Origin of the sequence: Pseudoalteromonas sp. SR45-1 (genome assembly GCF_014163655.1) — a bacterium.
GTDB lineage: Bacteria > Pseudomonadota > Gammaproteobacteria > Enterobacterales > Alteromonadaceae > Pseudoalteromonas > Pseudoalteromonas distincta.
This window is the reverse complement of the sequence record NZ_JACJDR010000017.1, coordinates 77,411-98,090: the sequence shown is the minus strand read 5'-3', so window position 1 is coordinate 98,090 and position 20,680 is coordinate 77,411. Positions and strand designations below refer to the sequence as shown.

The following is a 20,680-nucleotide window of genomic DNA, read 5'->3' as shown; positions in this document are numbered from 1 at the left end:
CATTAGTGGGCTTTTTTATAGCTGCTTCAATTGGATTCATTGAGTGAGTTTTAAAATCATATCTTGATGAGGTATACCGTCTTCTAGATATTCACTTTTGTAATCTTCAAAGCCAAAGGAGCGGTAAAAATCAAGTAAGTAGGTTTGTGCGCCAATATAAATATCTCGTTCAGGCCACCGCTCTTTACAACATTCTATAGCTTTACTTACAAGTACAGTGGCGTAGCCTTTGCCACGCGCACTTTTACTTACCAGCACGCGTCCTATTGCGCTGTATTGCTCATTTTTTTCATAGCATCGCGCATAAGTGTGTAGCCGCCCATTGTCTAGTGTATATAAATGCTGTGTATTTAAATCAATATCTACATCATCAAGTTCAGGGTAAGGGCACGCCTGCTCTACAACAAATACGTCTACACGTCCTCGCATAATAGTAAAAAGAGTATGCGCATCTAAAGCATTAAACTGCTCACATTTAAATTGCATTTTAAATCCTATAAACAATAAACCCAGCCTAGGCCGGGTTTAATAAAATTATTCACTTGTTAGTTTATATTAAGCAAATAAGCGCTCTAGTTGGTCGCACAACTGCGATAAATTCACGTGGTCATGCTCTATCGTTAAATCTACATAACCATCGCCTCTAAAGGCCCTGTCTAGCTCTATAAGCACGTGTGTTTTATGTGCCTCTGGTACAAATGACAACTCGATCTCTTGAATGCCAAATAAACTACGGCTATTTGGCTTATATTCAAGTTCCTGATAACAGCCCGATAACGATTGAAATGTTGAAGCGCGCAAATGGCCTTTTTCTACATCAGCTTTCATTAAGCTAAAACCTAGCTTTTCCATCGCCTGCATGCACGTTTTAACAGCTTCATTAGGGTAAATATGTAAATGGTCTTTATCGCTCGGATCAAGTGCTAAATCAATATCTAAACCTGTTTCAAGCCACACATGGGATTGATTGTAACCTGCATTAATTTCTGTAATAGGTGTTTCAGAATGAAGACGTGCTTCAAAAGGGATACTTTTAACTTCGCCAGGCTCAATTGTACCTATATCTGTAATTCGCCATTGGTCAATCACATGATTGGTAAAATAATCGCCATCATCACCTGCCACTTTAACACGGGTCATAAGTAATAAATCTAAGCCTGCAATATCTTGGCTAACATCACCTGCGGTAATGACTATTTGTGCATTAAAAAGCTGACCAGGTTGTAGGTGTTCAGTCTCTAAAACAGTATCTACTTTTGCAGCACCAATACCTACCGACGCTAAAATCTTTTTAAACATATATTTCTCCTTAAGCTGAACGGTTCTATTATTTGCTCTTGCTTAAACTTCTTCGTTATCGCATCTTAACCATATTTAAAAGCCAATGTCAGTGAAAAAATGTTATTTACATGCTATTTACGATTAAATATATGTTTGATGCGCATTTTTTATACACAGCTAGGCAAGTATTTGATTAGACGCGTTCATTTTTAGGTCTATTTTTATTTTCAATGGTATAAATTTTTCGTTACACTGCAACCCCAAATGAAGTGATATTAAGAATTATGGAACTAATCTATTTTGCCGCCGCGTTTGTGTGTGGCTTTGCTGTTTATCAGTTAAAGCTGCCTCCTCTTATTGGATTTTTATTAGCAGGTTTTGCTTTAAATTTATCGGGTTATAAAAGTACAGAGTTGCTCGATACAATAGCAGCACTTGGCGTAACCCTTCTTCTTTTTAGTATTGGTTTAAAGCTAAAGGTAAACAGTTTAATTAAACCCCAAGTGTGGGCGCCTGCAACATTGCATATTATTTTTAGCAGCGCGCTTTTTAGTGGCTTTATGTTATTGCTTGGTGTTTTCGCTATTCCACTGTTTATTGATTTAAGTTGGCAAAGTGCTTTATTAGTTGGGTTTGCGCTTAGTTTTTCAAGTACTGTATTTGCAGTAAAAGTGCTTGAAGAACGCGGAGAAATGGCAAGCCTTCACGGTAAAATAGCCATTGGTATACTAGTCATGCAAGATATCTTTGCTGTTATCTTTTTAGCGATTAGTACAGGTAAAATTCCAAATGTATGGGCAATTGCATTAATAATTGCTCTGCCTTTATTACGACCTGTCATGTATGGCGTATTAAATCGCTCTAAACATGGTGAACTATTACCATTATTTGGTTTTTTCTTTGCTTTAGTTGCTGGTTATCATGCATTTGAATTTGCAGGATTAAAAGGCGACCTAGGCGCACTCATAATTGGGATGATGTTTGCACCACATAAAAAAGCAGGAGAACTATCAAAATCTCTGCTTAATTTAAAAGACATATTATTAGTCGGTTTTTTCTTAAGTATTGGCTTGAGCGCAGAGCTAACCACTAGCTCATTAATCGTTGCTATTATACTTGTTTTAGTTTTACCTATTAAAATAGCGCTTTATTACGTGTTCACAAATATATTCAAACTACGCGCACGTACATCATTACTTACCGCCTTTAGTTTATCTAACTACAGTGAATTTGGGTTAATTGTATGTGCAGTAGCAGCTAGCACAGGCATGATCACTTCTGAGTGGCTGGCCGTAATGGCAATTGCTGTTTCTATTACCTTTGTAATTGCCTCGCCGTTAAATAAGCGCTCAAACGAGCTATACGTAAAAATAGAGCACTGGCTATTAAAGTTTGAAAGCAAAACTCGTTTAGCTGAAGAGCTACCCGTTAACCTAAACGATACTAAAATAGTCATTTTTGGTATGGGACGTATTGGTACTGGTGCTTATGAGACTATTAACGCGACTCACCCAAATGTTGTTGCAGGCATAGATATAAAACCTGAAGTGGTAGATAAGCACGTTAACAGAGGCCGCAACGTATTAATTGCTGATGCAACAGATCCTGACTTTTGGCAACGAGTAAATCATTCGCAAGTAGAAATGGTCATGCTTGCAATGCCAAAGCATATGCAAAATATTTTTGCGCTAGAGCAACTACAAGCCTCAGGTTATAAAGGCCAAGTAACAGCTATTGCAAACTACCCTGATCAACAAAAAGAGCTAGAAGAAATGGGTGTTCATTCTACTTATAACTTTTACTTAGAAGCAGGTAGTGGTTTTGCAGAGCACGTTAAACAAGAGCTATTTAACGAATAATCACTTTTTATAACGTCTATAAATAACAAAGCCTTAAAATCATTAAGGCTTTGTTATTAGTTTTTAAATGAAAAGCAATTCTATTTACATTCCTTTACAAGCCATTTCACCACGACCATAAAAAACAGGTAGACTATCCATGTTGGTTAAATAAAACCCCATGTTCTAATAATAACTTAATTAGATCCCAGCTAATTAAAGTTCAACTAGGTTTATATTAATCAACAAAAAATTATTAAATCAGAGGGCCTACTCCCTCGCAAAATAGGCTGTTTCTTGCCCGTCACAGCCTATTTTATATTTCTAAAATCCCTTACACTTACGCAGACTTTAAAACCTAAGTAACTCTTATGGATCCAAAACAATTAAAAATAGCTGTAAATACAACGATGCCTTTTGGGAAATATGCTGGGCGCCCTTTATTACTACTACCAGAACCTTATTTGGTGTGGTTCAAACAGCAGGGATTTCCTAACTCGAAACTTGGTAGCCAACTAGCGATGATGTATGAGGTTAAACTAAATGGCCTTGAGCAAATGTTAATGCCATTACTTGAAAAAAATAAAAAATAATTGAGAACTTTTTTAAATACTTGCGGTCTATTATATTGCTACTTGTTGATTTTGGTTTTTAACCGCAAAAAAAGCGCCTTAGGCGCTTTTTTTATGTCTTAAATTTAAGAGGTAAATATACAATAAATTTAGCACCACCTAAGCTTGAGCTTTCTGCTTTACACTCTCCTTGGTGCCACGACACAATTTTAGCAACTATAGCAAGCCCTAAACCAAAGCCACCAGTGTCCTTGCCTCTACTTTTATCTAATCGAGTAAAAGGCTTAAATACGTTTTCTCGCTCAACGGGGTCAATCCCTTCACCATCATCTTCAACAATCAATACGATGTGAGTTGCCTCTTGTAGCAATGAAATTTTGACTTGTTGATGAGTGTATTTGAGCGCATTGCCAATTAAATTTTGAAATACTCGCGCCATAAAGTGGCTATCACAGTAGTAATTTAAATGCTCAGGGAGGTTTATAGAGAGCGTTGTTCTAGCTTCAAAATTTAGCTTTTCAACAGTGGTTTTTACCAGCCCAGCTAAATCGCAGTTTATTGGCTGTAAACTTGGTTGTTGAGAGTCTAATCGCGCGTATTCAAGCATTTCAGAAACTAGTGACTCAAGCTCACTAATATCTGTTTGCATGTTTGTTAGGTATTTTTCGCCTTTTTCGTCAAGCATTTGTTCTTGTAGCATGACTATTGCAAACTTTAAACGTGCTAGTGGTGTTCTAAACTCATGCGACACCGATGAGGTAAGTTCTTGCTGCGCACTAAGTAAAAACTCAATACGTTGCTGCATTACCTTTAAAGTATCAGTTATAGGTAAAAAGAAAGACTTAGAAGAGTCATTTAGTTGAAAGTCTTGCAAACCTTCTACCGCTTCACACGCTTTACGTAGCTTTTCAAAGTCACGCCAGAGTAAAAAGCTCCATAGCCCAACTGGTATACCTACAATAATAAGTAGTAATAAATACGGCCAAACAGAAGATGATTGCTGCGTTAATACGCCTACCGGTCCTACTTGAAGTAATGAATCATTACCGAGATCTACATACCAAACAATGCGTTGTTGCTTATCATACAAATATAAGTAGTGGTTTTGATTTAGCTGCGATTGTTGTTTTTGAGGAAGTATTAAATCACGTCGTTCAATCACTTTACTTTCAAAGTTATGCTTTAGTTTTTTAAGACCATTTGGGGTTTGTGAAAGCAACCACAGTGATTGCCCAAACTCATCGTCTAAGAAGACCTGCTGCTGCGACTCTTCATAGGGCCACAGCTGCTCAATAACACCACTTACAACAAATAATGAAACAATGATATATAAGTATAAGCTGGTAAACAGTTTTCCCATTACAGCCGATTAACCTTAAATAGTTCTAAAGATCCCATGCATCAGAAACAAATAAATAGCCTTGTCCCCATACGGTTTTTATACGATACGGCTTATCACTATTATCGCCTAATTTTTTACGAATTCGTGATACGCGTACATCCACAGTTCTATCAAGTCCGTCGTATTGACGGCCAATCATATGTTGGTGCACATGTTCTCTGCTTAGTACTTCACCCGCATTTGACGCTAATAGCCATAGTAGTTCAAACTCGTGCGAAGTTAATACAATCTCTGAATCACTTAGTTTTACAATACGGCTTGTTTTATCGATGACTAAATCACCAAACTGCAGTTCTTCACTAGACTTTACTATTGGTTGCCCACGTCGTAGTAATGCATTGATCCGCGCTAGTAATACACGTGGCTCTGCTGGTTTTATTACATAATCATCAGCACCAAGTTCTAAACCAAGCACTTGGTCGAAGTCTTCACCTTTAGCAGTCAACATTAAAATTGGTAGAGTAAATTTATCTCTTACTTGGCGGCAAACGCTAAAGCCATCTTTACCTGGCAGCATAACGTCTAGAATCATTAAATCGGGTGTATTGTTTTCTAGGTAATTAAACACTTCGTCACCACGCTCTAACACTTCGACTTCAAGGCCATTATGTTCAAGGTAATCTTTTGTTAGCTGTTGTAAACCGAGATCATCTTCAACAAGTAAAATTTTTGGCATTAGTTGCTCCTAAATTAAAAAAAGCTCCACGGAGAGCGAAGCCTACGCCTATTTTTTTTAGCATGGGCGCTTTGTACTTCAACCTGTGTTTTTGCTATTAACACACCCGTATGAGGATTGATTAAGGAGTATATGGTCTCCACCTGAACACGCGCTTTATAATTAAATTGCCCAGAACGCTGCTGCTGCCAGCATTGAAGTAGTTGTTCTTGTTGATACAAACAGACATCACTATAGGTGTTTAATAGCCATTTAAACTGTAAATCAAGATCGCAAAAATCCTGCTGTTCGGAAACCACGCAGACTTTTGGAGAAACACTAAAAACAGGGGTTTGTGCCACACTAAAACCACTAAAAAAAGTGGTAATAAACACAACTAATATTGAATACTTCATATTAAAAAGTACGATCGAATCCTATAAATGCAGTCATTGAATAAGTACGTTCAAAGAGCGGACTGCCATCCATAGCCGAATAGTCGTAATATGCTACATGAAAACGAAGAGAGTCAGCCTTACTCAGTGGCCAACGGGCGTCGATTTTAGCATAAGGTTGCCAACTACTACCAACGTCTATTTTGCCAAATTGAGTTTCACCCTCATTAAGTCCATAAAAATAGCTATTTAGTTCCGCAGATTTATAGTTTATTCCAAGTGTTGGCTTTATTTTAAGCTTTCCTAGCACAGTATGATATTGCCACTGCAATGCACCGCGTACACCTCGATAAACATCGGTTATATCATGCAGAGCCTGAACTGAAAAAACATGGTCATCATTTACATAGTGATATGCAACACCCGCATCCAAGGCAATTTGCCGTTTATGCAAATTATCAATATCAGCGTAGCGAGAGGACGAGGCTTCATTTTGCATTACAAACTGATTATTAAGAGCACTACTTTGCAATGCAAATACATTTTTAGGGTGCCAGTCTATAAAAAAGCGAGATTCAGAGTTGAGTTCACTAACTAGATTAAAGTGATGCTTTGGGGATTGTGAAAATGAATAGCCAAGGCGGCCATTATCAAAAAACCATTGCTCTGCATAAAACGCAATTTGTGGAATAAGCACAAGCGGAATATTATCTCCACCATGCAAAGGGTTGGTTATAACTCCAGCCCCAACGCTTAAACTCAAATGCAGGCGATCAGTTGTTATATCTTGCTCTGTATAATCGTCAGCATGCTTGCTTGCCTGTGTTGCTTGCACCGAAAGGCAAGCAAACAAAGTGCTAAAACATAGAGCAGTTAATAAGGAGAAGGAATACCGCATCAGCGTACATCAAAGTATTAAATTAAGTAAGTTCCCCATACTAGCAAGGTCTTTTTAAACTAGCTCTAGCTGGTTACAATTATTCACAATTTGTATACACAAATGTTAACTTTTGTGTTTTTGAAGTGACAAACCCTTCAAATTAGTTATGTGCGTTGGCTAAGCTGGCACTGCTTTGAGAAACTTTGGAAATGAGGGATAACCTCGCAAATGCTTTAATTCAAATAAAATCTGCAGGAAGCCAACTCTAACAACTTTTTTTTATTAACCTTACAAGCTACTAGGTTACCAAAGTTAATAGCGGCTTTAGCCTTAATAAATCAAGCTTCTGATGCTTATTAAATATCAGGGGCTATTTCTATTCGGTTTCGGCCATGCGTTTTTGCGATATATAAGGCTCTATCTGCACGCTCAACTAAAACTGAGCTATTAGTAAATGGACGTAAAATAGCTAAACCAAAACTTGCAGAAATAGCACGTTTAGCTGTTATATCATGCTTTTTACGAATCGCTAATTTCGCAATAGCTAAACGTATACAATCGGCAAACGCTATTATATCGTTAATAGTGTCAAAATAAGCTGTTATACAAAACTCTTCGCCACCGTATCTATATATATTTGCTGTTTCAGTTGTATTTTCTCTCACTTTTTTGGCAACTAACCTCAACACTTCGTCACCCTTTTGATGACCAAAGTCATCGTTAAAACGTTTAAAGTGATCAATATCAAACATAATTAGTACGGCAAGAGAATCTTCCTGTGCTTTCTCTGAGTATTCAAAACAAAATTTTACGATATCTGAATCAAACTTACCTCGGTTATAAAACCCCGTAAGCGTGTCGGTATCAGCTGCTTCTTTTGAAATATTAAGTGCTTCTTTTAAATCTTTTATTTCGTTGTAAGCAACAGCTAACTTAGTTTGAAATTCTCTAGCATAATCCTGCATAGCAATAGAATCGTCGGTTAAGCGCTCTACACAACCTAATATTTCATTATAAGAATTTACATCAGCAAGCATATTTAATTCATTTTGTGAATCAACTAAACTTGTTGTAAAGCTTTTGGAATGTTCAAGCGTGGTGCTTATATCTTGCTGGACTTGCTCCATGGTTGTATGGAACTTTTCAGTCATTTCTTGAAAGAAAGCCAGATCGTCTTGCGTTAAATGCTTATCAAAAATTTCTTTTGCTTTGTCTTGTGAGCATGTTTGTTGCTCAGCAATAACATGGTCTAATTCAGCATTTAATGAAGGGTTACTCCCTTGAATGTAACAGTACCAAATTGCATAGTTGATAGGCGTAACCGGCATGCGGTATTTTACCATCAAAGGAATCGCCTTTTTAAGGCATTGAGCAGAATGAGCAAGTGATACGGCGTGGTTCATAAATAAACTCTCAAGCGTCATTGTTTTTATTATTAGCACTCAATGTTAAGTAATAGTAAACTCATACGCAACCTATATTAATACTATTTAACTAATTTACTTGCTCTGTGTGTATATTAAATTGCTTTTGCTTCTAAAGTTTGCGCAATATTCCACAACGCACTGATTGCAGGGTCATTTAACTCTTTTCTTAATACCGCCAAACCGATATCAAACCCTTCAGGTGCTTGCATTTTTGGTGTTAGTATTTGTACCTTATCCTGCAGCGGGCTGTTATCTAGCACTATTTTAGGGACCATAGCGACACCTAGTCCTAAGCTCACCATAGATACCATTGCTTCATGTCCTGCAACTTGAGCGTAGATTTTTCCGTGAATATTATTTTTGCGCCACCAATGCTCTAACCTTTGGCGAGAAAAACCTTGTTCTGGGACAATAAACTCTAAATCAGACCAATTAATATCATCACTATTTTGTGTAAGCTTTTGTGTGATCGGACATTGAATTTTTGGGCCAATTAATAAAAGTGGTGAGTGCCCAATATCAACAAAGGCAATTTGCGACGGTAATTTATTAGGCTTAGCTGCAATTGCCATTAATTCGTGGCCATCAAGCACACGATTTATAGCAAGTGCTGGGTCGCCTGTATTTAATGTTATCTCTATGTACTGATGCTGCGCACGAAGTTGTTCTAATATTTGATGTAAAAAACTATAAGATGCAGTTACAGAACAATAAATACTTACTTTGCCGTAAATATGCTGTTGTGGGTCTTTTACATTCGTTTTAAAACGTTGCCAATTAGCAAGCGTTGCCGTTGCGTAATCAATAAAGGACTCCCCCTCACGCGTTAATTTAACGCTTCGGTTATCGCGGATAAACAATGCTACTCCAACTTCTTCTTCCAAATGTTTTATATTTCGGCTCAAAGTGGGTGCGCTTATGTGGCAAAGCTCACTTGCGCGCCCAAAGTGAAGTGTTTTAGCCAACGCTAAAAAGTAGTTTAAGTGCTTATGTTCCATCCAACCCCCTGCATTTCATATTATGAAACACTTTAATTCAAATATATCATTTTACGCAAGCAACGATTTTACATATGGTGTTTGTAAGCGCAGTAAACATTGCGCATCTAACAAACATGACTTTATAGGACACTAACAATGGCGAATTATTTCAATACCTTACCTTTACGCGAGCAATTAGCGCAATTAGCGCAATGTGAATTTATGGACGCAGGCGAATTTGCCGATGGCGTTGATGCACTTAAAGGTAAAAAACTAGTTATTGTAGGCTGTGGCGCACAAGGTTTAAACCAAGGCTTAAACTTACGTGACTCTGGTTTAGATGTTTCTTACACATTACGCGCATCAGCTATTTCTGAGCGTCGCCAATCATTTTTGAACGCATCTGAAAACGGCTTTACTGTTGGCACTTACGAAGAACTAATCCCAACAGCTGATGTAGTACTTAATTTAACACCAGATAAGCAACATACTGCTGTAGTAAGTGCAATTATGCCGCTTATGAAAAAAGGCTCTACACTTGCCTACTCTCATGGCTTTAATATTGTTGAAGAAGGCATGCAAGTACGTGAAGACATTACTGTAATCATGGTTGCGCCTAAGTGTCCTGGTTCTGAAGTACGTGAAGAATACAAACGCGGTTTTGGTGTACCAACTCTAATTGCTGTTCACCCAGAAAATGACCCTCAAGGTCATGGTTTAGCACAAGCTAAAGCGTATGCAGCAGGGACTGGCGGACACCGTGCAGGAGTACTTAAATCATCATTTATTGCTGAAGTTAAGTCAGACCTAATGGGCGAGCAAACCATTTTATGTGGCATGTTACAAACTGGCTCTATTTTATGTTTTGATAAAATGATAGAAAAAGGCGTTGATGCGGGTTATGCATCAAAGCTAATTCAATACGGCTGGGAAGTAATTACCGAAGCACTTAAGTACGGCGGCGTTACAAACATGCTTGACCGCCTTTCAAACCCTGCAAAAGTAAAAGCGTTCGAACTAAGCGAAGAGCTAAAACTAATTATGCGCCCGCTTTATAATAAGCATCAAGATGACATCATCGACGGCACTTTCTCACGCACTATGATGGAAGACTGGAATAACGATGACGTAAACTTACTTAAATGGCGCGCTGAAACAGCAGAGACTAACTTTGAAAAGACCCCTGCTGGCGATGTAGAAATCTCAGAACAGGAATTTTTTGATAACGGTATTTTAATGGTAGCAATGGTAAAAGCAGGTGTTGAACTTGCTTTTGAAACCATGACAGCAGCCGGTATTATTGAAGAGTCAGCTTACTACGAGTCTTTACATGAAACGCCATTAATTGCTAATACTATTGCACGCAAAAAGCTTTTTGAAATGAACCGTACAATTTCTGACACTGCAGAGTATGGATGTTACCTATATAACCATGCATGTTTGCCATTACTTGCAGATTTTATGAAAAAAATTGATACAGATGTCATTGGTAAAGGCCTTGGCGAGCACAGTAACCAAGTTGATAACCAAACATTAATTCAAATTAACGCCGCCCTTCGTGAACACCCAGTTGAAAAAGTAGGTGCTAAATTACGTGGCTACATGTCAGCAATGAAAAAGATTGTTTAACCCTAAACGATAAATGTTTCGCTTGTTAGAAACCAAGCCCATATGCTTTGCTTATGGGCTTTTTTATGCATATTCATAAAACTTTAACCATAACACGCTACCTTCTATTCATTTCACAGTAGGCAATATCTAGCTCTAAATAAATAATGTGCTAGTATAGTCCTCTACTCAGTTGTAAAATTAATTAATATCATGACGATACAAAACCTTTCTATTACTCAAAAAATCACAGCTTTAGGCAGTGTTATTGCTATATGCGTAGCGGCACTGATTGGCTTGACCTCTTTATACAGCTCTAAAGACATAATTGAGCAACGTATGATCGAGTCAGAGCTACCTAGTAAACTGCAAACAATCAGTAATCATATAGGCGGTGAAATTAATGAGTTACTTGGTGCTGCTCAGCAACTATCATCAAACGAATTTGTTTTACAGTGGGCTCAGTCTAGTAATCAAGACGACACCTTATTATTAAAAGAATTAAATCGTGTTGCCCAGCAATACGATTTAGCAACAGCATCTTGGGCAAATAGAGACACTGCACAGTACTGGAACCAGAATGGTTTTTTGCGTGTGTTAAAAAATGATACAGCTGATGGCTGGTTTTTTGCGTTCAAACAATCAAAACAACCTTATTCTATCAGTATTTATCAAGAGTCAGCCAATGATGTGAAAATGTTTGTAAACCATCAGCAAGCTAATGGTACTGGTTTAGCAGGTCTTGCAAAAAGCATCACTGATATGCAAAAGCTATTACAGCAATTTAAAATTGAGCAAACAGGTTTTGTATTTATTGCAGATAAAAATGGATTAATTCAACTTCATAAAGATGCCAATAAAGTAGCAAAAGCAAATATTGACGATTTATATACTGCAAATATTCACAGCCAACTATTTAATAGTAATGGCTTTGCACTAGAAGAAATTAACTTAAATGGCGAACCAACTCTTATAGCTGCAACCCCAATTAAAAACACTGACTTATATGTTGTAGCTCAAGTACCGAAAAGTGAAGTATTCGCAAGTGTAAACACCCTACAATGGCAAATATTTACTTTTACAGTAATCACCGCGTTAGTTGCTAGCTTGATTAGTTACTTACTTGCTCGCTCTCTTTCATCTCCACTTTCTAAAATGGCTGAGTTATTTTCACGCTTAGGCTCTGGCGATGCAAACTTAGCGTACCGCTTACCAGAATCAAGCCAACCAGAGCTCAACAATTTAAGTAATGGCTTTAACCAGTTTATAAATAAAATAGAAACAGCGATTACTCAAGTTGCCAGTGAAAGCCACGATATTCGCCAAAGTTCTGATCATGTATTTGAACAGGCAAAACGAAACTCGCAAGCAATTGATAATCAAAAAGAGCAAACAATATCTGTCGCAGCAGCTATCAACGAAATGGGCGCTACAGTGCAAGAAATAGCACAAAGCGCAGCGAATACAGCTAAGTTAACCGATAACAGCCGTGAGAACACCATTCAAAGCCACAAACAAGTATTACAAAGCCAGGCAACTATCTCAGCCCTAGCTAGCGATATTGATGGCATAACAGAGCAAGTTACTTTGCTTTCTAAAAAAACGGTTGATATAGCAAGTATTGTGGATTCAATTAGAGGGATATCGGATCAGACTAATCTACTTGCTTTAAACGCGGCAATTGAATCTGCTCGCGCAGGTGAGCACGGCCGAGGCTTTGCTGTTGTTGCTGATGAAGTACGCGCTCTGGCAAACCGTACATCGCAATCAACCACCGAAATTCAATCTATGATTGAAGAGCTTACAAGAATATCTGATGATGTAGTTAACGATATTAGCCAATCAAAAGATAAAGCGCAGCAAAGCGTTGGAGCCATGCAAAGCTCAGTAGAATTACTCGATGCGATAGCCGAAACAGCTAATCAAATAAACGATATGGCTACGCTTATTGCAACTGCAACTGAGCAGCAAAGTAATGTGGTTGCTGATGTAGGTCGTAACATAGAGCAAATAAGTGAAATTAGCGATAAAGCAATGAGCGAGCAAATCAATACAGAGCAAGCTATTCGTGACTTGGCAAACAGCGCTCAAACACTCGATGCACTTGTCGCTACCTTTGAAAAACATCGCTAAGCAGCTATAACTGCTATATTTCCTTTGTGAGCAAAAGCTATATTAAAAGCTAGCTTTTGCCCACAGCGAATACGGTTTAATCTAAATAAATTAACTAAATGATTTTAGTGTCGCCGGTATTAAATGCTAAAACGTATGCTTCTTTTTTGGCCCTAGGAAGCTTTTTTAATTGATACTCAAGTTTACTTGCTTCACTTTTATTACCAACTTGTTGTTGATGAATAAGTAAAAGCGGCCCTTTCCCTCTAAGGTTTTTGGCCCCTTTGCCGGCTTGATGAGTTGCAAAGCGTTTTTCAACATTAGTCGTGATCCCTGTGTACCAATGACCAAATCGTGTCTCAACTATATATAAAAACCAAGTAGACTCCGTTTTTAAAATATTCGTTTCGATGTGCTGTAAACTTTTTTCATTATTTATGGTCAAAACATTACCTTAACGCCCTTAACATAAAACAATTGCTTAAAAGGGTTTTACCTTCAGTGACTAATCGGTATCATGCAGATTATAAAAAATAAGGATCACAACTAACAATGCAGTCGTTAAAAACTTTTTCTCTTTGGCTTATCGTTGCTTTAACACTTAGCTCAGCAGCAGGTTGCTCTAGCTGGGTATACCGAATTAACATCCCACAAGGCAACTTTTTAGAGCAATCGGATGTTGAAAAACTTCGTGTAAATATGACTCGAGAGCAAGTTGTTTACGTATTAGGCAGACCTATTGCCGAAGACGCCTTTGATAACAATACTTGGCGTTATATTTACAGCTTCAATAAAGGCCGTAAAAACGAGCAAAATAAAGAGTTAGTAATTAACTTTGAAAATGAAAAGTTAGTTTCAATTTCAGGTGATTATGACCAACCTGAAAACTTTACTACACCGCTCGAGCAATAAATTTCTCAAGTGGTAAAAAAAGGTGAGCATGGCTCACCTTTTTTATTGGTTTATTTAAAAGCTTTTACCATTTTAAACAACGTTAGCGTGTGATTTAATCCGTTAAATTTTTCCACGTTTATACCGATTTGCGTTACTTTTCGAGTGGGCGGCCACCCGTTATTTTATTTGCACGCCCCTCTTCTTTAGCTTTTTCTGCACGCTTTCTACGCGCATCTTTAGGATCTGCAATTAATGGACGATATATTTCTATACGGTCACCGTCTTTTAATTCATAGTTAGCTTTTACAGTTCGATTCCACACACCTAACGTTAGCGATGTAGCATCTATCTCAGGGCACTTTTGTATAATACCTGACTGAATAACAGCTTGCTCGACTGTAGTCCCTTGTGGCACTTCAATTGATAAACACGTGGCCGTGGTTGGTAATGCAAAGACCACCTCAACATTAATCATGCTCTCGCTCCATAAACCTGTTTTGCACGTTGAGTAAATGCACTCACCATATTTTTTGCAACATCGTTAAAAATCTTACCAAAGGCAAGCTCTATTAACTTATTTGAAAATTCAAATTCTAGTTGCAAGTGAACTTTACATGCTTTGGCGTCAAGCTCTTGAAAGTGCCAACGTCCTTTTAACATCTTAAATGGTCCATCAACAAGGCTTAGCAACACTGTTTGCTCATCAACAAAGGTGTTTTCGGTGGTAAACCACTTTTTTATACCCGCCTTGGATATTTCTAAACTCGCGGTCATGTTATTATCATGCTGTGAAACAATTTTTGAGTCTGAGCAATTTGGTAAAAACTGCGAATAAGCTTCTACATCATTAACTAGATCAAACATCTCTTTAGTGCTGTACATAACCAGCGCACTTTTTTCTATTTGTGGCATACTCACTCCCAACTGTGTGGGCGAATTTTAGCAAGCTTTGCGCGTTTCCCCAAATTTTCATGCTGCTTAAATTAAAGCTTAATTTTTAAAAGCATTATTAAAAAATCGATGTAAAACATCTCACATTACGTATATTATAGGGCACTATGGCTAAGAAAAATTCATCAAAATCGACAAGTAATACCATCGCGCTAAACAAAAAAGCGCGACATGAGTATTTTTTACACGATAAGTTTGAAGCAGGTGTTGAACTACAAGGCTGGGAAGTAAAAAGTATCCGAGCAGGTAAGGTAAACATCACCGAAACTTATATTCATCTTAAAAATGGCGAAGCATTTTTACTTGGCGCGCAAATCCAGCCACTTAATAGTGCATCAACCCATGTAATTTGCGATCCGTTGCGTTATCGTAAGTTACTATTAAGCAGACGCGAACTTGACCGTCTACTCGGTGCAACAGAGCGAGATGGCTATTCATTAATAGCTACAGCTATGTACTGGAAAAAATGTTGGGTAAAACTTGAATTTCATCTAGCAAAAGGTAAAAAGTTGCACGATAAACGTGACGATGGGAAAAATAAAGATTGGTCTCGCGAAAAAGAACGTTTAATGAAACACAAAGTATAAGCACAGCGCTTAACTAACAAGTTAGGCGTTTTTTTTTATTAAAAAACCAACTATTATTTGTTGTATTAATATACAACAAGATTACTATTCATTCAGAATATATATGTAAATAATTTATTACAATTTTATTGTGAATTAATTAATTTAATTATTACTCGCATTTAGGCTGTATTTGTTATTTCCAAAATAAAACATATGCGCCTATTTCAACCTTCTTCAGCGCATAACATCTGTTTTAAAATCATCCAAAAACACACAAAAAATCATACTAAAATCACATTTCAGTCTAATTGCTAACACTTAAGTTACATGATATTAATGTCGTCGCTTGTTATATCAATCCGCTTAAATATGGGATTTATTTAACAATTTAAAAAGGATTGGTATAGAGCAACTAAATTTATAACATATCAACAAGGACTTAAGGATGAAGCAATCAACTGCATTTACACCTAGCTTAATTGCAGGTGCTACAATCGCACTTTCAGCAGGTTTTACAACAACAACTTACGCTGCTGAAGAAGCTAAAAAAGTAGAGCGCATTGAAGTAACTGGCTCACGAATCAAACGTTCAGATATCGAAGGACCTTCTCCGGTTCAATCAATCGCAAGAGCTGATATTGAGAACATGGGTTATGACAACCTACAACAACTCCTCGAAAGAATGCCTGTAGCGGGTAGCGGTACTTTCTCAACACGTGGTAACAACCAAGATTCAACTGCAAATGGGTCTGCTGCTGTTAGTTTACGTGGCTTAGGTGCTGATGCTACGCTCGTACTAATCAATGGCCGTCGTGTATCTATTAGTGCATTTGCCGAAGGTATCACAAACTCATTTGTAGATATTAACAGTATCCCAGTTTCTGCCATTGAGCGAATCGATATACTAAAAGATGGTGCTTCAGCTATCTACGGCTCAGACGCAGTGGCGGGTGTGGTAAACGTTATCTTGAAAAAAGACATTGACGGTGTTGAAGTTAATTTGGGCTACGGTGGTACTGATGGTCCAAATTATGAAGAAACAACAGCAAGTTTAGTATGGGGTACTACTAGCGAGAAAAGTAGCGCATCAGTTATTATCGATTACTTTAAAAATACATCTCTTTCTTCTGATGAAATGGGCAGCTTAGGTACAGCAAATCAATCACCTTATGGTGGTGAAGATTTTCGCTCATCTCGTGGCTTCCCTGGATATTTTTATGTAGACGGTGTTAAAACAATTGATCCGGCTTGTCCTGCTGAAAATGCAACTTCAAGCGGCAGTTGTTTATTTGATTACGGCCCCTACGGTTATATCGCACCAGCGTCTGAACGCGTGGGTGCTATTTCTCAATTTGAATATAACTTTGATAATGGCATTACGGGCTTTTTAGAAATGGCAGTACAGCACAATACGTCTGTTGCGGCCGGAGCCCCTACTCCACTTGATGAAGATGCAGGCTTAACTGTCCCAGCTAGCCACCCTAACAATCCATTTGGTGAAGACATTCAAATTGGTCGTTACCGTACAGTTGATGCTGGCGCACGCCAATGGGATATTGAATCAGATACTCTTCGCTTTGTTGCAGGGCTTAGAGGTGAGTTTAATGACTGGAGCTGGGAAACCGCTGTACAAAAAGGCCGTAGTAAATCTCTGCAAACAGGTGATAGAACACAAGGTTGGGTACGTACTGATTTCTTACAACAAGAAATTGATGCAGGAAACTACAATCCATTTGGTGGCACATACAACGACCCTGCTGTAATTGATCGTATTACAACAAGCTTAGTGCGTCGTGGTGAGTCTCACATGACTTCCTTTGATGCAAACATTACAGGTGAAGCATTTAGTTTTGGCGATGATGTAGTAATGATGGCTGCAGGTATTGAGTACCGTGAAGAAGACGTTAATGACATTCCAGATGATCAATTTCAACGTGGTTTAATATTTGGCACAGAGTCTGTATCTGCATCTGCAGATCGTGAACAATACGCAGCCTATGTCGAGTTTTCTATCCCTCTTGCTGATAATTTAGAGCTACAACTTGCTGGCCGTTACGATGACTACAGTGACTTCGGTACAACAACAAACCCTAAAGTAGCTCTTCGCTGGGCGCCTACTGATGAAATCACAGTGCGTGGCTCTTGGGCACAAGGCTTTAGAGCGCCTTCTTTGGCACAAGTTGGTTTGGGCCCATCTCAAGAAAGCCAATTCTTTGTAGATACATACCGATGTGAGGCAACAGGCCTTGATTGTGATGCACTTGATTACAACATTGAATTTGCTGGTAACCCTGACCTTGAAGCTGAAGAATCAGAATCATGGAATGTCGGCTTTATTTGGGCGCCTTCTGCTGAGTTTGGTTTAAGTGTCGATGTGTGGAGCATCACTCAAGATAACAAAATTGATGAGCAAGAGTTTGGTCCAATTTATAACTCTGAGTGTAATAACCAAGATAGTACTGTATGTGTGCGCTTAACACCTACAGGTGGCGATAGCTTAGGAACAATTCAAAAAATTTACAGCACATTTGAAAACGTTTCTTCGCAAGAAGTATCTGGGGTTGATGTTTCAGCTAACTACAATCACTCACTTGATGACTTAGGTTTATTGAAATTTAATTTAGAATGGGCATACCAAGATAAATTTGAAAAAGATGGCCGCGATTACACCGGTGAGTATGGCTATCCAGAGCACCGCTGGATTTTCTCTACAAACTGGGAAATTGGCGAGTTTAATACAAACGTAAACATCAGTTATGTAGGTGAGTTTGAAGATACCCCAGATATTGATTTTGACGGTAATTTAGACTTTGATAGCAATACATCACGTATGATTGATTCGCAAACATTGGTAGACTTACAAACATCTTATCGTGTTACTGACTCAACTAAAGTATCGCTAGGTGTAAATAACTTATTTGATGAAGAGCCACCATTTGCAATTGGTGATGGCGACGCTGATCTATACGGTTATGCCTCAGGTGTACACAACCCTAGAGGCCGATACTTCTACACTAAAGTTAGTTTCTCGTTTTAACTTTGCGAGCTTATTTTAAAGTGAGCTAACGCTACAAATAAAAAAACCGCCAATTGGCGGTTTATTTATTTAAAACTAAGGGCTAAATTATAGCTCGCCTTCGTTTTCAGATAAGAACTTAGCAACGCCTTCAGGGCTTGCGTCCATACCTTTTTTACCTTCAGTCCAACCAGCAGGACATACTTCACCGTGCTCAGTGTGGAACGCTAGCGCGTCAACCATGCGAAGCATTTCGTCGATGTTACGACCTAGTGGTAAATCGTTCACTACTTGGTGACGTACGTTACCTTCTTCATCAATTAAGAAAGAACCACGGAACGCAACACCCGCTTCTGGATGCTCAACGTCGTATGCTTTACAAATTTCGTGTTTAACGTCTGCAACTAGTGCGTATTGAACTTTACCAATACCGCCGTCTGCTACAGCAGTGTTACGCCATGCGTTATGTGAGAATTGTGAATCGATAGAAACACCAATTACTTCTACGCCACGCTTTTGAAACTCTTCAAAACGCTTATCAAATGCAATAAGTTCAGAAGGACATACAAACGTGAAATCTAGTGGGTAAAAGAAGATAACTGCTTTTTTACCTTTAATTGTTTCATGAAGGTTATAGCTATCTACAATTTCACCGTTACCAAGAACAGCTGCAGCGGTAAAGTCTGGTGCCTGGCGGCCTACTAATACACCCATTTTATTCTCCAAATATTTTGAGTTTGTTTTCAATTGCTTTCGCAATGCTGGTACTTATATGGGCGCTAAAAATTAAAAACCAATAGCGCATACATATAATTAATTGGCATTCTAAAGTTATTCACTGCAAAAGAACAATCGCATTTAACGATGTGAGCAATCGAAAATAACGAACACTTGCAACTTGCGCTAATATGCTTAAATAATAGGTCTAATTTAAAGTGTAAGTTGCGTTGTAACTAAGTAGAAATTTTAAAAATATCGAAGTGGTTTATGCATTAAACTTTTTAGAATTTCATATACGGTGGCGCTAAATTTTACAGATATAAAAAAACCTGCAAATGCAGGTTTCTCGCTTAGACTTAGTCCATTATATCTGAGGGCATATCACCACGGATTTTTTGCCAAATCTCACCCGTTTGATGACCGTATTTACGCATCATAGAAATAGCACCATCATGCTCTTTCTTTTCTGCCAAAATGGTTAAATCTTTATAAAACTGACGAGCAAGTTCACGAGTTCCGGCATCAGAGAAATAATGACAACCAATCTTTGAATAAAAGCCTCTAAAACCGTTGAGTATTAATACATAAATACGGTTATTACCCGCAACGGCTAATTCGTGATGAACTTTATAATCGTAGTCAGCAAATGCCTGCGCAGTGTCTTCTAGCTCATGGCTTTGTGATAAAATTTCAATTACACGTTCAGGATTTAACTTAATTGCAGCACGTGTATAAATAGCACTAATATTAGTACGTGCAGATAAAAGCTGATCTGTCAGCTCTGGCATCTTGTCTTCATCTAAGCGCGCTAATGTTTCAAGAATATTTAAGCCAGACGTTTCCCAAAAGTTATTTACTTTTGTCGGTTTACCATGCTGAATTGTTAACCAACCATCACGTGCTAAACGCTGTAATACTTCTCTCAAGGTCGTTCTTGTAACACCAATTAACTCTGAAAGTTCTCGCTCGGCAGGTAGAATTGAACCTGGAGGGAAATCGCCGTTCCAAATGGACTCAACTATATATTCTTCAGCAAATCCTGCTGGGCTTTTCGCTTTAAAAATTCTCATCCAGTTCCCACTCGAATTAATCAACACTCATCGTTTTACACGAATAACTGACTGATTGTACCAGACGAAGCACAACTAACAAGTAAAGTAATATATATTAATAAAGCAAATGGGTAGAAATTTAAAATTAATAAATAATTAAATTTGGGTTTCTCTAATTTAGCTACAATGCATGAATATCTAGAGTAATATTCATTGTAGGTACATTGTTATTATGGAGATATTTTTATTTACGCAGCGCCTGAGCTTAATTAACTTATCCCGCACTTGCCATAAGAAAAAGTACAAAAAAGTGCAACCATAAAAAATT

The 20,680-nt window shown here is 38.0% G+C and carries 20 protein-coding genes; 7 read left to right on the top strand and 13 right to left on the bottom strand.

All coding sequences use genetic code 11. From position 1 onward, the window contains the following. Window positions 1-36 precede the first annotated feature (36 nt). Window positions 37-486: a GNAT family N-acetyltransferase gene (locus tag H5089_RS16505; RefSeq protein WP_182712663.1), complete on the bottom strand. Its 450-nt coding sequence runs from the start codon at window positions 484-486 to the stop codon at window positions 37-39. Window positions 487-555: 69 nt separating this feature from the next. Next, window positions 556-1,299, bottom strand: a complete 744-nt coding sequence (locus H5089_RS16500) for a sporulation protein (RefSeq protein WP_004335740.1) — start codon at window positions 1,297-1,299, stop codon at window positions 556-558. Between the two features lie 266 nt (window positions 1,300-1,565). On the opposite strand from H5089_RS16500, the gene H5089_RS16495 reads away from it, so the two are divergent. Together H5089_RS16495 and H5089_RS16490 are read left to right on the top strand one after the other, a co-directional pair. After that, complete coding sequence (locus H5089_RS16495) at window positions 1,566-3,140, top strand: cation:proton antiporter family protein (RefSeq protein WP_004335737.1); 1,575 nt, start codon at window positions 1,566-1,568, stop codon at window positions 3,138-3,140. A gap of 350 nt (window positions 3,141-3,490) precedes the next feature. Continuing rightward, complete coding sequence (locus H5089_RS16490; protein ID WP_024594942.1) at window positions 3,491-3,712, top strand: DUF3820 family protein; 222 nt, start codon at window positions 3,491-3,493, stop codon at window positions 3,710-3,712. Window positions 3,713-3,803: 91 nt separating this feature from the next. Here the strand turns inward: H5089_RS16490 and H5089_RS16485 are convergent, their stop codons facing one another. The 6 genes from H5089_RS16485 to ilvY form a co-directional block, all read right to left on the bottom strand. After that, a complete protein-coding gene (locus H5089_RS16485) occupies window positions 3,804-5,051 on the bottom strand; it encodes an ATP-binding protein (RefSeq protein ID WP_182695457.1) in 1,248 nt (415 codons plus the stop codon). 25 nt (window positions 5,052-5,076) lie between these two features. Continuing rightward, window positions 5,077-5,769: a response regulator gene (locus H5089_RS16480; RefSeq protein ID WP_024589922.1), complete on the bottom strand. Its 693-nt coding sequence runs from the start codon at window positions 5,767-5,769 to the stop codon at window positions 5,077-5,079. A gap of 14 nt (window positions 5,770-5,783) precedes the next feature. Then, complete coding sequence (locus H5089_RS16475) at window positions 5,784-6,164, bottom strand: DUF3019 domain-containing protein (protein ID WP_024594944.1); 381 nt, start codon at window positions 6,162-6,164, stop codon at window positions 5,784-5,786. Window position 6,165: 1 nt separating this feature from the next. Then, window positions 6,166-6,978: a MipA/OmpV family protein gene (locus tag H5089_RS16470; RefSeq protein ID WP_182695458.1), complete on the bottom strand. Its 813-nt coding sequence runs from the start codon at window positions 6,976-6,978 to the stop codon at window positions 6,166-6,168. Between the two features lie 401 nt (window positions 6,979-7,379). Beyond that, on the bottom strand, window positions 7,380-8,426 hold the full coding sequence (locus tag H5089_RS16465) for a GGDEF domain-containing protein (RefSeq protein ID WP_024594946.1): 1,047 nt from the start codon (window positions 8,424-8,426) through the stop codon (window positions 7,380-7,382). A 116-nt stretch (window positions 8,427-8,542) separates the two neighbouring features. Then, the gene (gene ilvY, locus H5089_RS16460; protein WP_024594947.1) at window positions 8,543-9,448 is read right to left on the bottom strand and encodes an HTH-type transcriptional activator IlvY; all 906 of its coding nucleotides are present in this window, start codon (window positions 9,446-9,448) and stop codon (window positions 8,543-8,545) included. A gap of 138 nt (window positions 9,449-9,586) precedes the next feature. Here ilvY and ilvC point away from each other — a divergent pair, with 138 nt between their 5' ends. Beyond that, complete coding sequence (ilvC, locus tag H5089_RS16455) at window positions 9,587-11,059, top strand: ketol-acid reductoisomerase (protein WP_004335714.1); 1,473 nt, start codon at window positions 9,587-9,589, stop codon at window positions 11,057-11,059. A gap of 192 nt (window positions 11,060-11,251) precedes the next feature. Further along, complete coding sequence (locus tag H5089_RS16450) at window positions 11,252-13,171, top strand: methyl-accepting chemotaxis protein (protein ID WP_182694296.1); 1,920 nt, start codon at window positions 11,252-11,254, stop codon at window positions 13,169-13,171. A gap of 94 nt (window positions 13,172-13,265) precedes the next feature. Here H5089_RS16450 and H5089_RS16445 read toward each other — a convergent pair whose 3' ends face one another. Further along, window positions 13,266-13,595 carry a GIY-YIG nuclease family protein gene (locus tag H5089_RS16445; RefSeq protein WP_024594786.1) on the bottom strand — a complete coding sequence of 110 codons (330 nt, stop codon included), beginning with the start codon at window positions 13,593-13,595 and terminating at the stop codon, window positions 13,266-13,268. Between the two features lie 107 nt (window positions 13,596-13,702). Here H5089_RS16445 and H5089_RS16440 point away from each other — a divergent pair, with 107 nt between their 5' ends. Further along, entirely contained in the window at window positions 13,703-14,062 is a 360-nt protein-coding gene (locus tag H5089_RS16440) for an outer membrane protein assembly factor BamE (RefSeq protein WP_004335706.1), read from the top strand. 133 nt (window positions 14,063-14,195) lie between these two features. Here H5089_RS16440 and H5089_RS16435 read toward each other — a convergent pair whose 3' ends face one another. Then, window positions 14,196-14,519 (bottom strand): RnfH family protein, encoded by a 324-nt coding sequence (locus H5089_RS16435; RefSeq protein ID WP_004335703.1) that lies wholly within the window; start codon window positions 14,517-14,519, stop codon window positions 14,196-14,198. Next, a complete protein-coding gene (locus tag H5089_RS16430; RefSeq protein ID WP_024594788.1) occupies window positions 14,516-14,956 on the bottom strand; it encodes a type II toxin-antitoxin system RatA family toxin in 441 nt (146 codons plus the stop codon). Before H5089_RS16430 ends, H5089_RS16435 begins: the two co-directional genes overlap by 4 nt. Before the next feature lie 146 nt (window positions 14,957-15,102). On the opposite strand from H5089_RS16430, the gene smpB reads away from it, so the two are divergent. Together smpB and H5089_RS16420 are read left to right on the top strand one after the other, a co-directional pair. Beyond that, window positions 15,103-15,582 (top strand): SsrA-binding protein SmpB, encoded by a 480-nt coding sequence (gene smpB / locus H5089_RS16425; RefSeq protein ID WP_004335699.1) that lies wholly within the window; start codon window positions 15,103-15,105, stop codon window positions 15,580-15,582. A 427-nt stretch (window positions 15,583-16,009) separates the two neighbouring features. Continuing rightward, entirely contained in the window at window positions 16,010-18,601 is a 2,592-nt protein-coding gene (locus H5089_RS16420) for a TonB-dependent receptor (protein ID WP_182695461.1), read from the top strand. Window positions 18,602-18,688: 87 nt separating this feature from the next. Here the strand turns inward: H5089_RS16420 and H5089_RS16415 are convergent, their stop codons facing one another. Both H5089_RS16415 and fadR read right to left on the bottom strand, forming a co-directional pair. Continuing rightward, on the bottom strand, window positions 18,689-19,294 hold the full coding sequence (locus H5089_RS16415) for a peroxiredoxin (RefSeq protein ID WP_007378637.1): 606 nt from the start codon (window positions 19,292-19,294) through the stop codon (window positions 18,689-18,691). Between the two features lie 362 nt (window positions 19,295-19,656). After that, window positions 19,657-20,370: a fatty acid metabolism transcriptional regulator FadR gene (gene fadR / locus H5089_RS16410; RefSeq protein ID WP_024606190.1), complete on the bottom strand. Its 714-nt coding sequence runs from the start codon at window positions 20,368-20,370 to the stop codon at window positions 19,657-19,659. Between the last annotated feature and the right edge of the window lie 310 nt (window positions 20,371-20,680).